General features: G+C 39.5%; 7 protein-coding genes. 6 read left to right on the forward strand and 1 reads right to left on the reverse strand.

Annotation, left to right across the window (positions count from 1 at the left end; genetic code table 11):
• Positions 1 to 301: 301 nt before the first annotated feature.
• Positions 302 to 9,568, forward strand: coding sequence for an S-layer homology domain-containing protein (locus D0469_RS09195; protein ID WP_158553405.1), 9,267 nt, complete (start codon positions 302 to 304; stop codon positions 9,566 to 9,568).
• Positions 9,569 to 9,723: 155 nt separating this feature from the next.
• On the opposite strand, the gene D0469_RS09200 is transcribed toward D0469_RS09195, so the two are convergent.
• Positions 9,724 to 10,509, reverse strand: a complete 786-nt coding sequence (locus D0469_RS09200; protein ID WP_117326456.1) for a hypothetical protein — start codon at positions 10,507 to 10,509, stop codon at positions 9,724 to 9,726.
• A 319-nt stretch (positions 10,510 to 10,828) separates the two neighbouring features.
• Between D0469_RS09200 and D0469_RS09205 the strand changes: the two genes are divergently transcribed.
• From D0469_RS09205 to D0469_RS09225, 5 genes are all read left to right on the forward strand, one after another.
• Positions 10,829 to 12,868, forward strand: a complete 2,040-nt coding sequence (locus D0469_RS09205; protein ID WP_117326457.1) for an S-layer homology domain-containing protein — start codon at positions 10,829 to 10,831, stop codon at positions 12,866 to 12,868.
• Positions 12,869 to 13,196: 328 nt separating this feature from the next.
• Positions 13,197 to 14,612, forward strand: coding sequence for an N-acetylmuramoyl-L-alanine amidase (locus D0469_RS09210; protein WP_117326458.1), 1,416 nt, complete (start codon positions 13,197 to 13,199; stop codon positions 14,610 to 14,612).
• 64 nt (positions 14,613 to 14,676) lie between these two features.
• A complete protein-coding gene (locus tag D0469_RS09215) occupies positions 14,677 to 16,617 on the forward strand; it encodes a S8 family peptidase (RefSeq protein WP_117326459.1) in 1,941 nt (646 codons plus the stop codon).
• Positions 16,618 to 17,822: 1,205 nt separating this feature from the next.
• On the forward strand, positions 17,823 to 18,803 hold the full coding sequence (locus D0469_RS09220) for a C40 family peptidase (RefSeq protein WP_117326460.1): 981 nt from the start codon (positions 17,823 to 17,825) through the stop codon (positions 18,801 to 18,803).
• A 569-nt stretch (positions 18,804 to 19,372) separates the two neighbouring features.
• Positions 19,373 to 21,277 carry a serine aminopeptidase domain-containing protein gene (locus D0469_RS09225; protein WP_117326461.1) on the forward strand — a complete coding sequence of 635 codons (1,905 nt, stop codon included), beginning with the start codon at positions 19,373 to 19,375 and terminating at the stop codon, positions 21,275 to 21,277.
• The last annotated feature ends 65 nt before the right edge of the window (positions 21,278 to 21,342 follow it).

Genomic DNA, 21,342 nt, shown 5'->3' on the forward strand with positions numbered 1-21,342 from the left:
AACGCTATCTTAAAAAGCACGTTTGAAAGGTCAATGAGTTTGCAGATTTTTTGAAGTTCCTCCCGCAGGTTGGCGTGTACTAGTCTGCGTCATTATCACTTTATAAAAAGATTGGCAAATCCCGGCTGCACTAAACTTATCATTTAGTACAGCCGGGATTTTTGCTGGAGAAATTTTAAAAACACTTTCAGTGCTTTAATGCAGTAAGACTTTTACACTATAGAGCACTAAAAAACAAGTGTTAAATTTATCCTAATGTAGTATAATCTTCCTTGTTTAAAGGTTTATGAGGGGGATTCTAGTGAAGAAAAGAAAAAATAGAAAACAATTTATAGCTGCATCGGTTGCAGTGGCCGCGGTTTCGAGCGTCGCTGGACATGCTATGGCAGCAAGTGAAAGTACGTCCTTTACGGATGTTACAGCAGATTTTAACGCGTACAAGGAAATTCAGGCACTTACAAGTGCGGGAATCATTAGCGGTTATCAGGATGGTACTTTTAGGCCGTACGCAAAGCTTACCAGGGGACAGGCAGCAACACTTATTGCCGGAGCATTAGGTTTAAAGGCTTCTCCTGGAAAAAATATGTTTACTGATGTGAATACAGCTTCTGTTCACTACGAAGACATCCTGGCAGTCCAGCAGGCTGGCATTATTAAGGGTTATGGAGATACATTTAAGCCGGGTGAAGAACTGCCGCGTGAACAAATGGCATCCATTTTAGTAAGGGCTTTCCAGCTAAAGGAGAAGGGCACTGAAGGTCTTCCTTTTAAGGATAAGAATTCGATTTCTCCTTCACATAAAAAAGATGTTGAAATTTTGTTCCAAAACGGTGGAACGAAAGGTAAGCTCGATAATACATATGGACCAAAGGAATCCGTTTCAAGGGTCCAATTTGCTTTGTTTTTATATAGCCAGCTAAGTGATCGCCTTTCTCAGAAGATCGAAAGCGTTTCTGATGAGGAAGTTGTTATCAATGGCTCCTCTTACACCTATTCAAATAATCTAAAAAACTTGTTTTCTGCTAAAAATAAAGATATCTTACAGAACGCACAGATTAGGTTTGAAGTGAGCGGGAAAGAGATTACTAATATTTCATATCTTGAAATCAAGGCTTCGGGAAAACCGGCTGCTAATGGTCAAGCTGAGTTTGCTAATAATCTCGTCTTGGACGGAGCTGGGTCTGTTATTGACGGTCAGTTAAAAATTAGCGGCAATTACATAACCATTAAAAATCTTTCTATAAAGAATGATTTGGTCATCAGCAAAGACCTGCAAAATGATTTTTACTCAGAAGGTCTCGTAGTTAACGGGAAAACTGTGATTGATGGCGGAGATAGCAACACCGTTGTCTTTAAAGATGCCAAATTACAGGATATTTTTGTTAACAAAGAAGGTGTTCGGGTAGAGCCAAAGGGAAATACAACTGTTACCAGCATGGTAGTTACGTCAAATGCAAATATTACGGCAGACAATAGTGTAGTAATTCCTGTTCTCAAGGTAGTCGAAGATGCGAAGCAAGTGGAGATCAATGCTTCAGTAAAAGAGCTCTCATTGGAAAACACGGAAAACTTAACGATAAATGGACAAGGGGCATTTGAAAATGTCAAGGTTAATACAAGTAATAAATTAGACCTTCAAACAACCGGTGAAATTAAATCCCTGCAAATCGTAAAGGGAGAAGACATTACCTTAAAGCAAGGAACAAAGATTGGCAACCTTGTTCTGCCTGCGGGAGTAGAGCCTGGCAAGGTGATCCAAAACTATGAAACTGTAAAACAATCTATTTCCAATATAAATGGTCACAAAAATACAAGTGCTGCTAACCCATCATCCCCAGGTAGTGGTGGTTCAAGCTCAGGCCGAGGATCAGGTTCAGGTTCAAACCAGGGATCCAGCCCAAATCCGGGAGCTCCGCAATCGGAAACTGCCCCGCCTGCAGAAAATAGTAATCCTGTACCAGAAATAAAAACGAATATATTTGAAGATAATAAAACATACCCATCAAACTATATTATTAATCCCGAAAATAGTGCAGCACCGTTTGGCGGTACAACAATTGGAAATAATGCGGTTGTCCAAGGCGATGTGACTGTTCAGGATGACATTGACTTACGAAATATGACAATAGACGGTACTCTTTTTCTCGATCCGGGAGATGACGGGGAAGTTATTCTTACAAACGTCCAGGCAGCACGTATTGAAGTATTGTCGGGCCAAAAAGGTACCATTGTGTTTAATGCGGTTGAAGCATCAGAGGTTACTGTAAAAGACGACAATGGTGTAAAAATTGAAACGGACGGAAATAGTTCACTAGGAAGCATTACGCTTGCACCAGTTAATCCAAATGCAAGCTCTGAGGTAGTTCTTGCAGGTAACTATAATGAAACAAAAGTAATTGTTAAGAAGGAAGTAACTATAACAGCGAATGAAGACTTTCATGCATCTTCAATAGATATACAAACTGATAATGCCAGTGACCAGGTAAAACTTCAGACAGCTTCAGATGCTCAGGTGGAATTGCCTGCTATTCATGTTAGTTCTCCTGCCCGGATTCAATCTCTGTCGGATAATGTTTCTGTTCCAAAAATAGTCCTTAACGTGAGCAGTGCGAATGAAAAGGTTGAGATCAGCGGGAATTTAGGAAATCCTGAGATCGGGGTTGAAAAACCGGTTGCTCTGGTTCTTGAATCAAATGTTGGAACAATATCTGCAGCTGCTGATGTTTCCCTGTCTGGCAGCAAAGTAGAAGCTATTACGGAAATTAAAACAATCCCTTCAGCGGCTGGTAATTCCGTAAAAGTAATTGGTTCCAGTCAGGCAGTCGAGGATGCGTTAAAGGCTATAAAAGACAAGAGTGTTGAACAAGCCATTTTGGAATTGAAAGCAATTTTACAATCACCGGATACGGTTGCGATCGAGCGTTTATATAAAGCAAATGCTTTTGTTCAAACTGCCCTTTCCCTTGGTGCGGAAAAATCCGATTTTGCCGATCAGGAAGTCAATTTGCTGGATGAATTTGAAGAGTTACAAGCAAGCATGGAAGAAAAAATGGCTGTACTTGAAGCTCTTAATCAGAAGCTAAAAGATCTGCCTAGAGTGGATTATCTTCCATACTTTAAGCCTGTAAGCCTGCCTATACTTAAAAAGGCTGCAGCAGAAGCAGAAGCCGCTTATCAAACAGCAGTTGAAGCAGGTATTGATCCGGCAAATGATGCAAATGTAAAGAATTTGGATCGCCTTGATGGATTGAAAGCAAAAATAGACGCATTTGAAGAAAGCCTAGACACCGAGCTGTCAAAAGCAATTGAACTTATTAATGCACTGCCAGCTTCTTCAGACATAACTGTTACCACAATGGCTGATGTAAAGGCTAAGCTTTCCGCAGCAAATGAAGCCATTGCAAAGGCCCGGCTGAACGGTGCCCGGGATGCTGATTTCATTCATGGTAGTGCCAGCTTATTGACAAGAGTGGGAGAAGCAGCAAATGCGATCAAAACGCTTGAACTTGAAAAACAAAACGCTGCTAAAGAGGCAATCAGTAAAATTAATGTGGTGCCTTCCAATCCGCAAATTACAGTTCAAAACCTGGAAGCTGTTCGTGAAACAGTTGCAGCTGCACGCACAGCAGTAAATATTGCTAAAGCAAAAGGGGCAGCTGACTCAGAAATTAGCAATCTTTCTGTATTAATAGAAGCAGAAGCAAGAATTAAGGAATTAGATGATAGCAAACAGGAAGCGATTACCGAAGCTAATGCAGCCATTGCTCAAATTCCAAATGCAGATACAATCAGTCCTTCTAACCTTAAAACAGCTTCACAATATGTGGATGCTGCGCGGTTAGCGATGGAAGCTGCGAGAGAAAAAGGAGCAGCTGATAGCGATTTTACTGATTTAAACAGGTATGAAACTGCCTTTGAAAAGGTTTATTCATTGCAGCAGTCTATACAGGAGAGCATTGAGAGGGCGAATGAGGCAATCGCATTAGTGCCACATCCTTCTGCTATTACGGAGAGTAATCTTGAGGATGCAAAGACAAAATTGGACGCTGCGAAATCGGCCATTCAAGCGGCAAAGGACAGTGGCGCGGCAGATAGCGATTTTGATGGTTTAGACAAGCTGGGACAGGTGGAACAAGCCATATCGGCCTTTGGAGAATCAATAGCAGAAGCCGTTCAAAAAGCAAATGAAGCTTTAGCATCCCTTCCTGATGCAGCAGATATAACGGAAGCAAATGTGCAACAAATAAGATTATTAGTTCAGGATGTACGGGCATTAATTTCTTCAGCAAAGCTAAAAGGTGCGAATGACTCTGATTTTACAGGTTTGGAGAGACTGGCACGTGTTGAGGAAGAACTCGGCAATTTTGAAGCAGGCCCAGACCTAACAACAATCCTAGAACAAATAAATGCCGAACCGGAAACAGTTTCATTCGACCTGCTAACCCAAGTGGTGCACGAGTACTATCTAAATGAAAACTGGTTAGAATCGTATCAATTAGCCTTAGTTGATGCTGTCGGCAAGAAAACATTAACGCAGCAGGATATTCAATTAGTAATTAAAAGAGTGGATGCTGAAAAAACTTTGTCCACCCTAAACAATAATCCAGACACTGTTTCCTTCCGATTCATTGAGACATTAGTAGAAGATCAATTTACCCTTGAAACTTTGTATGAGGCTTATTTGGCAGCCATTAAGAACGTACCGGATAACCAAAAGCCGTTCACAAAGGCACAGGTGATTTCTGTTGTTCAGGATGTCAATCAGCAGGCAGCACAGAAAGCTTTAGAGGATGTTAATAATGATCTGAACTCTATTACATTTGAAAACCTTAGGAGAATCAACAGCGGATATTGGACTAACAGAGATCTTGTTGATGAATATAAACAGGCAATCACATCACTAAAACAAACGAAAACAGCACCATTAACAATATCTGATATTAAAGCTGTGATAAATAGGACGAATGACAACGATGATGCAGCGCGGGAAGAGGCCGCTCTAAAACTGGCGAACGAAGATCCATCTGCCTTAACGATTGACATGTTATATGATCTATGGATTGAAAATGTATATGAGGGTTATTTTGATTTATACAAGTCTGGAATAACAGATCTTCGAAAGTCGGTTGCGTTAACTGCAGACAATATTCAAAGAGTCATCGATACGAAAAACCATGAATCTGTTGTTAGAAAAATTATGAGTGCTCCTTCTGCACTTTCAATTGACGAGCTTGAAACTGTTGTAGGACATTCAATTGCAAACGGGAAGTTTATCGCTCAATATCAGAAGGCACTTGCGGAAAAAGTAAAGAATGATGGCTTTTTATCCGTTGGTGAAATTAGAGAAACTGTAAGTGAAACCAATAAAACGGCCCTTTTCGATGAAATCAATGTGTATTCTGAAGGAGTACAAGTTGAAGATCTACAAGCTGTATATGGATTCTCGCTGGTTGACAGTGCATGGGGTGACCAATACCTGGATGCCATTCAAGAAAAAGCGGCAAAAGAAGAAACATTCACCTATGAAACACTGCTTGATTTGATTGAACAAGTGAATGAAAAACAGTCAGTCCTGGCTCTTGAACAAATTAATAATGATCCAGCGGGCTTCTCATTTGAGACATTAAATAACCTGTTAAAGACATATTTGAACAGAGGTCTTCTGGAGAAATACAGGACTGCCATCCAGCAAAAAATCTCTGAAATAAATCGTCCATTGACGATTACGGAGCTTGAAGCAGTAATCAAAGAGGTTAACAGTACCCATGATGAGATTAGGCAACAGGAAGCACTTCGTTTTATTAACGAAAACCCTGAGACCTTTACTGTGAGGGACCTGCAGGATGCTGATTTATACCATGGCTATCAATATGGCCAATATATCGAACAGTTCCGCACAGCAATAAAAGCCGCGAATAAACAACTAACTTATACAGAACTAGAAGAAATTTTGGATTCTGTAGTAGAGGATATGCGTCAGCAGCTTCGAACGGAAGCGGTCAATAAGATCAATGAAAATGTTAACAATACTACGTTTGAACTGTTAGAGGCAGCAGTGGATGGGGTAGCATCTGTTAGAATGAATTACTATCATCTTTATTTACCTGCCATCCACCAACTGATGGAAACGTCAGCACCAATCAATCATAATGATCTAGCTTCTATAGTTATTGAAGTTAATAAAAAAGGTGCTCTTGATGCGATTAACCATTTTACGGAAGATATAACGGATGAAACCTTGGAAGATGCGTTATTTGATCAAGATTTTGATTATGATTATGATTTATTTGACAGCTATAAGGAAGCGATCAGGGAAGAAGCTGAATCACTTACCGTTGAGCGTTTGCTTGAAGTCCTAAATAGGGTGAATCAGCAGGCTGGATTATCATTTATCGTTGCCAATCCAGGCAGTTTTGAAGCCAGTCATTTAGGCTCCGTATATGGATGGGATAACATTGTTTATGACAACTTACAAGAATACCGTAAAGCTGTATCGGAAAAAGCAGCAGCAGCGGAAGCTATTACTTTCGATTCTTTATTGGTATTGGTAAATAAGGTAAATGAAACGGTAAAGGTATCCGCACTTGCCGAGATTAATGCAAATCCTGAATCCTTCGCTTATAAATTAATTAGGAAGGCAGGAATTTATTCTTATGCTCCTGAAGACAGAATTGAAAAGTACCGTGATGCGGTAAAACTCAAAAAACAGGAACTTCAAGATGCCGATTTAACCGTGGAACAGCTGGCTCAAGTGATTGAAGATGCTAACCAAAGTTACCAGGATACAGTGCTTGCTGAAGCGGTAAAACGGATTAATACTAATATCGATAGCTTCACCATTGAAGATCTCAAAGTCATTACGCATATTGCGTTTAAGAGTAATATTGCGGATTACCGACAAGCTATTAAACAGGCGCGGGACCGGGTAGGCAGGGATCTAACAACTGACGAAATTAGAATTGCTGTTTCTAACGCCGAGGGCACCATACGAGAAACTGCTCTTAATGCGATTAAAGAGAATGCTTCCGGGTTTACATTTGAAACTTTACAAAATGCATTAGGCTACTATAAAGCAACCGAAAGCAGACTCCCTCTTTATCAGCAGGCGGTAACGGAGGCCCTGGCAGACGCATCGTTTAATCTAACCGTTTATGAACTAGTTGAATTAATCAGAGAATTGGATAGGGCTGAAGTGTTAAAGAAGTTAAACGCTAATCCGTTGACACTGACCCAAAGTGACCTAATTCTTTTACTTCAGGGAAACAGCGGAGAATGGCAATATGATGAACCCTATTTCCAGGATTGTCTGACAGCAATCAAAGCAGAGCTGGATGCAAATCACAACGATTTATCCCTTGAAAGGGTAGCCGAAATAGTTACAAATGAAACGGCAAAACAAGCCTTTGAAGAATTGAACGCCGATTTGGAGAGCTTTGAATATAGGCTGCTATCCTTAGTATCAAGATACACATCGTTCGATAACCTGGAAGAGTATCGAAGTGCTTTGATAGCCTACAGCACTAGTGCGGATTTGACGATAGAAGCGGTTAACGAAATCATAAGCAATGTTAATGAGGAATCAATATTAGCAGAGATCCAGGAAGAACCTGCCACCTTTGACATCTATAGTAGTCTAAATCGGCTATTTATTAATGAGGATGGACTTATTAACAAATCCTATTTTGATGAGTACCGATCTGCACTAGTTGCTTTAGTTAGTGGTAAACAGGCAGGAGAATCTATTACACTTGTAGAAGTCCGGGGAGTAATTTTATCTGTTAATAACAGAGCCCAGCAAGAAAAGCTTGATGCCATTAATGACAATCTTGGTACATTTACTGTTTCTGATTTAGAACGTTTATTTAATAATGATAATAGGCTGAGTCATGACAATATTGACTATTACCGCGCAGCTGTTCAAAAGCTGCATACAGACAAGGACAGCGATCTAACGCTAGAAGAGATCTCGCAAGCAGTGGATCAGGGGAATGAAGCTGCACTTAACTCGCTGCTAGACGCAATTAACAAAAACCCAGAGGGTTTTACAGCTGTGGATCTAGTGGCATTAACTGGTTATGAAAAAGTTAATGAGGATAATATTAAGTATTATCATGCTGAGGTTAAAGCTTTACAGACAGAGCTGAGCCAAGATCTTACAAAGGATGAGATTATTCAGGCGATAGATAAAGGGAATACTGCTGCTTTCAATGATAAAATTTCATTTATTAACGAGCACACAGATCAAATAGAAGGTGAACATTTAACTGAGCTATTTGGTGCTGATATCGTCATTTATGAAAATCTCGGTTTATATAAGAGCGGTATTGAGGAAGCTAAAACTTCAAATCCATTACAACCGTTAACTTTCGACCAAATAAAACAGATAATAATTTCAGTAAATGGCTCTAATGTTAATAATGTAATTGACAAGATAAATACTTCCCCTGACCAAGTAACCATGGAAGAATTACGTAAGCTTCCTTTAGGAACTGTGGAAATCTATGATAATTATCATGAGCTGTATATCTCCAAGCTGGAATCACTGAAAGCAGATGGCCGAAATATAACAATTGAGGACATCAAAGCCGGAATCGAGGGCCTATATGCTGAACTCGGTGCAAAACTGTTCAAAAAGATTCAAACAAACCCTGAATCGCTTGACGTAAACGACATTCACGATCTGGAATTTGCTGATAATTATATTACTGTTGCTTTTACAAGGTTTAGGCTATATCAAATTCTTTTCATGGAACATAAAGAGAATACGGAAGCTGTCATTACCTTGGATGAAGTAAGATCAATCGTAGAAGAAGTTAACCTGCTGGATCATACATTCTACGCTTTTGCATTGAAGGGTTCTTATAATTCTGGAGAACAAATTGAAATCGAAACACAATCATATCCAAATGTTTCGAATGTTTATTTTGTTCCTGCCGCTAACTCAAATACTGAACAAACGATCAACTCGTTAGATACACTGGTTGATCAAGGAAAAGCATTTGAAGCTGTCAACTTTACGTCGGATCACAACCGAATGTTTATCGACACGCCGAACCTTTTAGCGGGTGAATATGTTATTTACGTGGTAGACCATGGAAATCTATCTCATCGTTCTAATAAGATCACGATAACAAAAGAGGCAAATACTCCAGCTTCTGCTCCAGGTGGCGGCGGCACTGGTACCGTTCCAAATACTAACTCGGAAACTATGACAGGAACGTTAAATCTAGACAGAGTCCCAAGCACTGTCTCAGAATTTGGAGAGTCAACAATCACCCTGACAGACAGTGACTTAAATAAGAATGCTACAGCGCTTGATACAGTAACGGTAGAAGTTAAGAACTCTAACTCTGAAACAATTACAGTTACATTAGGTGAGTCAGAAGAGAACCCTGGTACTTTTCAGGGAAAGGTCAGATTAAACGGAACAACTGATGATGCACAAGACACATTATTTGTTGAATATGGAAACACAGTGTATGTAACGTATACAGACTTAACCGACGTATCAGGTGCAGAACAACCGATCGAAGCAAAATTACCGATAAATGTAAACATTAATCAATAACAAGAAGGGGGCTGTTCAATAGTCAATACAATTGACATTTGAACAGCCCTATTTGAGTATCTGGAACCGCTGATTGAAAATATGAAACAAAAGAAAAACCCATGGAAAACTAATTTTCCCATGGGTGTCATCATTTAAATATTTAGCCGTATTTTTTAGAACCCTTGAACCTGGCTAATTATTCTGCTCATGCGTTCTTCTTTCTTAACTTGATACTCACGCTTAAATTCCTGCGCTTCATTTAAACTGTGTCCATTTGTTTCTAAGTCATATTGGAACTGTTGAAAAAGAACATTAAAGGAACGGTCAGCGTTGATTTCCAGTGTTTGTGCATGCGCTTGATATTTGGCTGCAATTTCTGTTTTGGATAATTTTTTGCCCACATAATCAGCTTTAGCCTGAACCACTAATTGATCTACTTTGCTTGTTTCCTGTGCCTCTAACTCACTTAAAAGTAAACGATAAGAACTTTTTATTTCCTCTGCTGTTTTCTTCTGCTCCGTATTGTTATGAGGGGAGGTCGATTTTGAATCTGTTTTTTGTTCCAATTCTGTTGTTGTTTCAATCTGCGTCTTATTTTTGGCTTGAGCCTGATTTAGAATATTGCTACCACCCGGTTGAGAGCTGTTTGGGATAGTTTGTGATTGACGCGGGTTGTTAACCTGTGTTGAATTTTGGACTGCCTGATCATGAGATTGTGCTGCAGCAGCTCTTGCATTTGAAGAGCTCGTCCCCCCGCTGCTATTAACTGTACTCTTGCTTACAGCGGGAGTGCCAACAGCTTTCTCGATCTCAGCAATTCTTTCCTTATTCTCCGGTTTATCTAATGTTTCTTTAGCTTTTGTCGTCGTTTCGGTAACTTGGCGATCCCAATACTGATTTCCAGCTATACCGCCACCAATGGCCAGTAACAGAGCGCCAGTAAGGTAATATTTTTTCATTCCTATACCTCTCCATAATAAACACTTTTTGACTATATTAACATATTTTGAGGGGAAGGTGCACTGATAGAATAGTTTAATAATGTTGAATTGTTAAAATACATCATCCTATTAGAGTCTCTAATTAATTAAGGAGGTAGAAGGAAAATATATTAGAAAATCATTTTATATGACTTTTGTAATGGTTTTTTGTTGCTTTAATAGGATAAATGTTTTATGATTATCACATTATTTTTTATGGAATAATTATACAACATATGCTTTAATTAATAGGGCATATTATTTAAAAAATTTCATAATTTAAGAGGTGGAAAGATTGATGAAGAAATACCCATTTAGCAACAAGGCTATTAAGGCTATGTTAGTGGCTTCTATGGCTCTAACGCCATTAGCAAGCTCGGTCGTCCTTCAGCCTAACGAAGTTAGTGCTGCGCAAGAGTATAATAGTCTAGATGATTTAATTAATAAGTTAGAGCAAATTTATACCAATGATAATATTTTAAACGATACTGAACGTGGGAATATTAAAACCGCTGTTTCTGCTGTATATAGCGAATTTAATTCTTTGTCTGATAGAGAATGGGATTCCATTGTAAGTAATATTATTGTCGATGGTAAAGAGAGCGATGATGTTAAGGACCTTGCTAAGGATATGATTTTAATTTTAAATGCATTAACCTTAGAAGACTTAAATGATAAAATTAGTGAATTCCGTAGCAAGTATAACGACGACTCTATTAAAGATATTTTAGATAATCCTAACGTATCTGAAGATTCTGTATTAAATTATTTTGCGGCTGTTGAATTAGAATTCCTGAAGGAACTTGGTAAGGTAGAAGACATCAGTGATTTAAGTTCAATTGATTATTACTATTCATTGTATACAGCTTTTAAAAATGCTGGTGATGATTATCCAAACGAATATGTGGCCTTTACTGGAATGTTTGACTTTAACATATCAGCACTTATTGACCTTAAGGCAAGCCTCGACCAGGTTGATGTAGGTGTTAAGGGGGCGGCTCTATCCGCTATTCATAAAATAGCAACTGCCTTAAAGGTTGAGCCGCCTGTAGTTACCCCACCTGTAGTTACCCCACCAGATAGTAGCGGTGGAGGCGGAGGTGGCGGCTCAACAGCACCAACAACGCCAACTCCTCCAACAACACCACCTACTCCTGCACCAGGTCAAGTAGGACAAACACCTGATAGCATTACAAAGGATCCAGCTAAAGTTGTTGAGGCTATTAAAGAAGCGAAAGACTTTACAAAATTAGTAATCGGAGGAACAGGTGCTGCTGCAGCTGTGGACGTTCCGCAATCTGTACTTAAGGCAGTAGCTGAGAAAAATCCGGCAGCTGTTGTTGAAGTAAAAATTGATAAAGGTTCTTATGCTTTGCCAGTGAGTGAAATCAACCTTGATAATCTTGCAAAAGAATTGGGCGTAGAAGCGAAGGATGTTAAAATCAGCATCAATGTTACAGTTACAACAGATACTGCCAAGGTTATCGAGACTAACGGTTTAAAAGCTGTTGCTCCTGTTCTTGAGTTCGAAGTCACAGCAAAAGGTGCAGGAGACAAAACTGTATCAATTGTAAAGACTAAGTTCAACGGATATGTGGATCGTACAATTGTAGGAGAAAAAGATTTCAATGCTAATCAATCTACTGGTGTACGTTTGAATAATGATGGCACTTTCGCATCACTTCCTACTTATTTTGATGGAAAGACAGCTACTATTAAGTCTCTAACAAACTCTAAATATACTGTTGTTGAAAATAGCAAGACGTTTAAGGATGTGGATGGAGGAGCGAACTGGGCAGAGGCTCATATCGAAAAGCTTGCTTCTAAATATGTAATTAGCGGTAAAACACAAGATAACTATGCTCCAAATGATTTCATGACCCGCGGTGAGTTTGCGGCACTTATTTCCCGCAGCCTTGGACTAGTTGCTCAGGATGCATCTGCAGTTAAATTCAGCGATGTTTCTACGACTCAAGCTTTGAATAAAAATGGTGAAATTGCAGCGGCTGTGGAAGCGGGTATCATTTTTGGTAAGAAAGATGGCAGATTCTACCCATACGATCGCATCACTCGTGCAGAAGCTGCGATGATGATTTCTCGTGCAATGGATTATGCAAAAGCCTCTGACAATGACTTGGATAAGTCTAAAAAGCTAGCTGATCTTGAAGATCTTAAGCAAATTGGAGCTACTTCACGCGCAAGTGTTGAAAAAGTAATCCAGGCTGGCGTTATGAGCGGTTATTCAAATGGTAACTTTGGTCCGAACGATAATACAAAACGTGATCAAATGGCAACCATTCTGGATAAATTCCTTCAGTTTATTAAGTTCTCTAACTAATATTTTTACGAATGATGTCGGTCTTTGGCCGGCATCTTTTTTTTGAGTTAATTTTAAATTTTAAACTGGTAATTTTATGAAAAATACTCACTCGTTTTCACTTAACTAGATTAAAAGGAATATTATTCTAAAATATGTGTTTGTCTCTTATTAATAATAAAAAAGTAAAATAAATAGTTTTCTAATATAGCAATAATTTTAGCGGAAAATAAGTTAAAAATATCAATTTTTGATAAAAACCTGCATAAATAGCCATAAAGCTCCATCTATTCCTCCTAATTTTGTGTTAAACTGGAACCAATTGAAAAAGGGAGGAAACAAAAGGGAAATGAGAGTAATAAAAATGCTTCTATGCTTTGTACTGGTCACAGGGTTTTTGGTGCAGCTGGGAAATACAAAGGTGGAAGCAGCTACTTCGTTTTATGACGTGAAGTCAGACCACCGTGCCTATGATGAAATCATGTACCTTGCTCAGGGTAAAATTGCAAACGGCTCTTTGTCAGGCTATTACTATCCAAACAAAGTGGTAACTCGTGCAGAAGCCACTGCGATGATAGGAAGAGCGCTGCAGCTGAACGGCCAGCAAAGAAAAACCCAGTTTAAAGACGTCGGAATTAACCACTTTGCCTCTGGATATATACAATCTGCTGTAGGAAGAAAAATCGTTAGCGGTTATGTTGATAATTCATTTAAGCCAAACAACACAGTAACACGCAGCGAAATGGCAGTAATGATTTGTAAAGCGTTCGGTTACTCATTTGGCAATAGCCAATCGGGAGCAGCCCAAGCCCTATTGTCGAGGGGAATAGCTCAGTACGTAAATGGATCTTTTGGTGCAGACATTAAAATGAACCGTGCTGATACAGCAGAATTTCTTGCGAAAGCTATTAATTATAAGCTAAGAACGAATCCTGAAGTAAATTTTGATAAGGAAATTAATGTTGCAACGGATTCATTGCAAGTCCGGACAGGCCCATCAACTAATTATAATTCCGTAGGAACACTTGAAGATGGAGAGACAGCTACCTTTGCCTATAGTGTTGGAAACTGGATTTTAGTTAAAACTTCTTCAGTTGAAGGCTTTGTTCATAGTGCCTATGTAACATCTGAAAGCGATGACCTGCCTGCAGTTCCATCATCATCATCACCGCTTAGCCTAAAGACGATCGTAATCGACCCAGGGCATGGGGGGACAGATCCTGGCGCCATCGGCTACGGAATTTATGAAAAAAGTGTTGTTCTGGATACATCATTGCGTGTAAAGAAGCTTTTTGCGCAAACGCCTTTTAATTTTAAACTTACAAGAGAAACAGATAAATATATTACATTGCAGAACCGGGTAGCGTTTGCGAAGCAGAATAAAGCAGATACTTTCGTCAGTATCCATGCAAATGCATTCAATGGTAAAGCAAATGGAACAGAAACATACTACTATCGCACCGCAGCTACTAATCCGTACACAAATGACAGTATCCTCCTTGCCAAAAGCATTCAGAAACGGTTGGTTGCGGCGTGGGGAACAAACGACCGGGGTATAGACCATGGTAATTTTCATGTAATCCGTGAAAACAGCATGCCGGCTATTCTAACGGAATTAGGCTTCATAGACAATAAAGCCGATAATAATAAACTCCGTTCACCTGCTTATAGACAGCTGGCAGCTGAAGCTATCTATCAGGGAATTTTGGATTATTATAAAGCTAAGGGCTACAATGTAAATAGTTTATACAATATAGTAGATTAGAAAATTTATTGCGAGGAGTCTTTCAGAAAGACTCCTTTTTATCTATTAAAAACGAGGGAAAACTATGAAAAAGAATTTATTTACAGCCTTTCTGTTAACATTAGTCGTTTTTCTGCTTCCTATTCCGTCCATGGCCGAGGAAAATATGGCTGCTAATAACTTAATCCGAGTGAACATCTTATTTAACGAAGAAATTGACCATACGCTTTTGAAAGATGTAAATGCTTCAATCATTAATGAATATGATTCAATTGGAGCAGCTACGGCAGATGTTGAATCTAGGTACATGCCTGTTCTGGAAGTTGCGGCAACTGTTAAAGAGGTAACAATCGACCAGCAAGTGAGGACTAAAGCGCAAACTGTCCCTTGGTCACATGAAAAATTAAACCTAAAAAACCAGCAGCCGTCCTCGTTGTCAGGCAAAGGAGTAAAAATCGCAATTGTTGATTCCGGTATTGATTTTACCCACCCGGACTTAAAAATTGCAGGCGGAAAATGTGTGCTCGATATTACGGAAGACCCGGAGGCCTGCAGTAATTCCTATATGGATGATAATGGGCATGGAACTCATGTAGCGGGTATTATCGGAGCACAAAATAATAGTATTGGAGTTGCAGGTATTGCTCCTAATGCGATGATTTATGGAGTAAAAGCTCTTGATTATTCTGGGCTTGGCACAACGTCAACGATATTGGCGGCAATGGATTGGTGCATCCAGAACAAAATGGATATTATTAATTTAAGCCTGTCTCTGCCGGTTGAGGATTTGGCAATGAAAGCTATGATCGACCAGGCCTATAACCAAGGGATTTTAGTCGTTGCCGCGGCAGGAAATGAAGGGCATAAGACAGACAGTGATGAAACGGTCCAATATCCAGCAAAGTTTTCAAATGTTATCGCGGTTTCAGCGTTAAACAAATATAACCAGGTAATTGATAAATCTTCTATTGGTGCCAAGGTTGAATTTTCAGCACCGGGAAATGCGATTGTAAGTACTCTTCCTGCCAGCATCGATCGTGATGGCTATGGAGCTCTTACTGGTACTTCCATGGCCGCTCCGCATGTAACGGCAATGGCTGCTCTCTACATAGAAAAGTATCCGAATTTGACCAACAAGCAAATTCGGCAAAAAATGCAGCAAAATGCGCTCGACTTGGGTGTCCCTTCACGGGATCCGCTCTATGGCTATGGACTTGTACAGGCAGACACGGTTCCTCTGGTGCAGGAAAATGAAACAAAAACTGCCCAGACAGTCGGGGATAAAGGCAGCATAAGCATTACGATAACCTCACTGCCGGAAGTGTCTCAAGGCTATAACCTGTACCGAAATAACAGATTGATAATTAGCAGCGGCAGCGAAGAAATGATTGAGGATTATGGAGTAAAGGGAAATATCGAGTATCTGCTTGTACCGCTGTTAAACGGAGAAGAGATGGTCGACCAATCCCATAGTTTTTCAGTGAACGTCCAAAACCCCGTTATTCCTGATTTGAACAACGATTTATGGTACAGCAGAAATATGATGTATCTGTACAATAAAGGGATCATCAATGGTTACCTTAATGGAGAAGTGCGTCCTAATAAGCTAGTTACTAGAGCGGAAGCGGTGGCCATGCTCGGCAGCTCCCTTGGCTACAGTGCTGAAAAAAGAACCACAAGATTCAAGGATGTTCCGTCCGACAGCTTTGCATCGGGCTATATTCAAGCAGCCTATGAACAGGGGATACTAAACGGTTTCCCGGATGGAACATTTAAACCTAACTCTCCGGTAACCCGTGTCGAAATGGCTATTTTGCTTTCAAAAGCATATAGCCTGCCCAATGCAGAAAGCCATTCTTACACAGACGTAAACACAAAAGTGACCGGATATGAATCTATTTACAAAATCGCCGGGGCAAACATTACACAAGGCTATCCAGACGGTACGTTCCGGCCATACGAACCAATGAGCAGATCAACCTATTCCGTGTTTTTATCCAAAGTGAATAATCCGCGGCTGAAGTAGGATTGTTATACCTAAATTAATCTTGCAAACTTTGATATTGTTTGTCTCACATGCTTATAGATAATAAAGAGAAGTGCTGCCTATTATTCAGTTTTATACAGGTGAATTCTCATTAAAAAGAAAAATGCAAAAACAACTATATTTCCCTTGGAGTTGATTTCCAAAGCTGTTGAAAAAAGCGATTTTTTAGCAGCTTTTTTCTCTTTACTCTAGCTTTTTAATGCATCAAATAATATTAATTCCTAAAAATGTAAAAAAATTCAGACTTTCTAAGGGTTTTTGCTAGTTATTATGAACTAGATATAGTAATATAATTCCAATGACCTTTTTCGGGAGATGGTATTTTGATATTAGGATCTATTATTTGCATGCTGCGCGGAAAACATAAAATCAGTATGTATACTCATAGGTGTGTCACATGCGGCAAGGAGAGAAGAGCTTAATTTATAAGCTCTTTTTGTTTTTCTGGATCTCCAAAATCCTCTAATTTCCACTTGACGTCCCTTTTTGTATCTGTATTGTTACACAGTTTGTGCTCATAGCTTTTCTATCTGGCTCGAAACTATCCTAACTCGGATGAATGGTCCCACCCAGGAAGAAAATTTAAAAAACGCCCATCAAATGGATAGACGTTAACTAAAGAAGAACTAATATTTTTATCCAGCCGAAAAATGACAGCCATAACGGAATGCTAAAAACAGTTCCCCACAGGAGACCTTTAAAAAAATTCTGTGTTTCAGTATATTCATTCATAATAATCACCTTTTTTTCATTGGTTATATTATGAGATTCTTTCCATGTTTGAAGCTTTTAAACGGCGTGTTAACAAATAAGTTTTGCAGAGGAAATATTGGATTATGTAAAAGTCAACCGTGACTGCCAACTAGCTGTGTAGTTATAGTTGTTTTATTCCGCTATCATGATTCATTCCTAGTAACAACCATTTTTCCAACAATGTTTTCTATTAAGAATAATAAGCGCAAATGCCTTTTCCCTGATCACTCTACTTTAATCCCATTTTCAACTCTTAATATTTAAATGAAAGGATAAAATACTATAAATACCCAAATTTTATCCAAATATACCAACTTAATATAATTGTAATATAAGTGTAACATTATAATCCTTTTTTCTTGGTAGAATAACCCTAGAAAAACAAAATTCGATACTTTTTACATTTATCGGAGAATTTCGGGGTGGAATACGTGAAGAGACTTATCAGTCAGCTGCTGATTGCAGGCTTATTGTTTACCTTTTTACCGGTTGTCCAGGTTCAGGCTTCTGAGGATGATAGATTACTGGAATATGCAAAGAGCTTCCAGGGCGTTCCTTATAAAATGGGAGGCTCAACGCCAAGTGGGTTCGACTGCTCAGGGTTTCTTATATATGTATTTAAAGAAATAGGAATCAGTTTGCCGAGAACAGCCGCTGAACAATACAATATTGGTACAAAAGTTGAGAGAGACGATCTTCAGCCCGGAGATTTAGTTTTTTTCTCTAATACATATAAGCCAGGGATTTCCCATTCAGGGATTTATGTTGGTGATAATTCATTTATAAGTGCTACATCAAGTAAGGGGATTGACATTGTTTCCTTAAGCAACTCTTACTGGGGACCTAAATATGCCGGCGCAAAGCGTGTTATAACAGCTGGAGAATATAAAGATATTCCCCAAAGCCATTTTGCCTACGAAGCTGTTAAGCAGCTTAGTACCCAGCAAATTATACTGGGATTTGAAGATCAGACATTTAAACCGGCAGATTCCGTTACAAGGGGACAGGCAGCTGCCATTATCAATAGAGTGTTAAAAGAAAGTCCGAAGAGCTTAAACTCCTACCATGATGTTCCTGCTTCATCAAGGTTCGCAAAAGACATCGCAGCTATCAAGGAACTCGGCATCATTAATGGTTTTCCGGATGGCACCTTCAGACCTGAAAGCACGATGACTAGAGCACAAATGGCAGTTATTGTCGACAAGGCATTCAAGTTAGGCACAAAGAATGTCACCAGTGCAGCAGCGGTGTATGCAGATGTTCCATCAAGCTATTGGGCACATGACGCCATAGTGCTGATGAACAAGATAGATATAACAACAGGATTCAAAACAGAGACATATCGTATAGCGGATTCCGCTACACGGGCCGACTTTTCTGCGGCAATCTATAATGCGCTTCATGTGAAATAAAGTTATGAAGAGGAATGCTATGTTCTTGTAGCATTCTTTTTTTATATCTCAAATGCTTTCAATGAAACATATAAAATTTCTTTACCCTGAATTGAATTAATTTACAGTAAATTCAATTCATTCTGAGTTTTTATGGTACAATGGTCATGGGTAATTATTTTTTACAATCTGCTTTCTTTCCTTTGTGAAAAGGGAATGCAGACTTCTATATATCGATACTCCATTCCTGGTTCCGGTTCATCCCGGCGCTCATAACTTATGCTAACAGGCATCCCAGGAAGCGGTGATCCCAGCTGTGAAAGGAATGGATCGGGACGGTATGCCATTCACCGTATAAGAATGGCTTTTATTTTATTAACGACCCATGCCCAGTCGAGGATGTTTTTCCTTTTAACTGAATTCTGCAATGCTGCGCCACCCTTGATGGTGTTTTTTTATTCAACTGTGTTTTCTTACAGATCTGTCTTTGAAAAGTGATTCTCATTTATATACAAATTTTTCAAAAAAATGAAACATTTTCTTTTCTCGTTCGTATAATAGTTAAGTCAAGTATTAGGGGGGAAACACGGTTGGCGAAACAAGGATCAAATTTAATCGGTAAATTGATGTTGGCAGGAACTCTAGGATTAACAGGTGTTGCAGGGAGTTTGCCGGCAACAGAACAGCATGCTTATGCAGAGAGTGTGAAAGAGGCTGTCGATTACACACAAAAGGCAAAGGATTTTGTTGCGTTTGCCGAAGCCGGCAAATGGCAGGAAGCCTACAAGCTTTTGAGTGAAAATCTTCAACCTGCTTTATCTCCAGAACTTTTACCGCAATTCTATACCGGTTTAACAGCGCACTACGGGAAAGTCAGTGAAACAAAATTCAAAGATTTGAAGAATGATGGAGTACATACGAAGGCGACATTTAGAGTTACGGCAGAAAAGGGCAGCTTGGAGCTTGTTTTGCGATTAAACAGTGAAGGTAAGGTGGATGACTTTTTTTATGATTTTCCAACTAACCCCACGAGCTTCTTGAACCCAGTTTACAATCATCCCGAAAATTACTCAGAAAAACAGCTTGTCATTGGTGAAGGAGCATTTTCTTTGCCGGCTACGCTGACTGTTCCAAAGGGGAAAGGACCATTTCCTGTTGTTGTTCTTGTTCACGGTTCAGGTGCACATGATCGGGATGAAACCGCGTTTGTGAATAAGCCATTCCGTGACATTGCTGTGGGTTTGGCGAACGATGGGATAGCGGTACTCCGCTACGATAAACGGACAAAAGTCCATCCTATTAAATCCAGCCTTGTACCTGCATTCTCAATCCAAGAGGAAACAGTAATCGATGCAAACCTTGTTGTAGAAAAATTAAAATCACTCCCGGAGGTTGATTCTAAGAAAATTTTTGTTCTCGGACATAGCCAGGGGGCTTTTGCATTACCGCTTATTATTGAAAACGATAAGGATAAGGATATTAAAGGAGCGATTGGTGTCGCCGGGCCGGCAGGGAAGTTCCATAATCTATTACTCTTGCAAATGGAACAGCAGCTGGAAAGAGCAAAGCAAATGAACCTTCCGCCAGACCAGCTTCAGGCTGTTAAAGATAATCTTGTATTCTTCCAGGAACAGATCGGTTTGATAAACGACCCGCAATACTCTACAGAAAAGTTCCCGGCTAACTTTAAATTGCAAAACCCGTACTGGTGGTATGATATCCGTGATTATATACCGACTGAACTGGCAAAACAGCAAAATGTGCCGTTGCTTCTTCTGCAGGGCGGCAAAGATATTCAAGTGGAGGAAACTCAACTTGAATCCTGGAAAACAGAGCTTAAAGAGCGGTCCAATGTAGAATACAAATTATATCCTGACATGTTCCATATGCTAATCAACTACTCAGGAACACCTGATGGGATGACAGAATATATGACCCCAGGCAATGTGCCGCAGGAGTTTATTTCGGATATTGCCAAATGGGTTAAGTCAGGAAGTTTAGAGAATAAGCCTGATCTTTCTGTTTTCAAAGACTACAAGCCAAATGAGTATTGGTCAGAAGCGTTTGCTTGGGCAATTGGCAAGGGCATCATCTTTGGCTATGCAGATCAAAAGCTGCTGAAGCCTGCAAAGGTTATGACCGAGAGCGAGTATTTACGAGTATTCCTTCGTTATTACTTAGGAGCAGACCTGAAGGATGAATCTTTGAAGTCGGTATATGCACAATCTAAAAAGCTGGGTCTTCCGGTCAAACAGAACCCAAATGCCGTTCTATCCAGAGGAAAAGCAGCAGTGCTTCTGGCAAAAGGATTTACAAACAAGAACATGACTGAAAAACAGGCTGTCCAATGGCTGTATGATCAGAACCTGGCCAGCGGGCATAAGGACAAGGACGGAAAAGTACGGAAAACATATGAATCATTCAAACCAAAGGACCCTATTGTAAGGGCGCAGTTGGTAACGTTGCTGCAAAAAATACACGCTTGGAAACAATAATTCCTTATTGGAACATACACGTGAAAGCTCTGTGAAAAATGCACAGAGCTTTTTGTTTTTAAATT

The sequence above is a fragment of the Peribacillus saganii genome, assembly GCF_003429095.1.
GTDB classification, from domain to species: domain Bacteria; phylum Bacillota; class Bacilli; order Bacillales; family DSM-1321; genus Peribacillus; species Peribacillus saganii.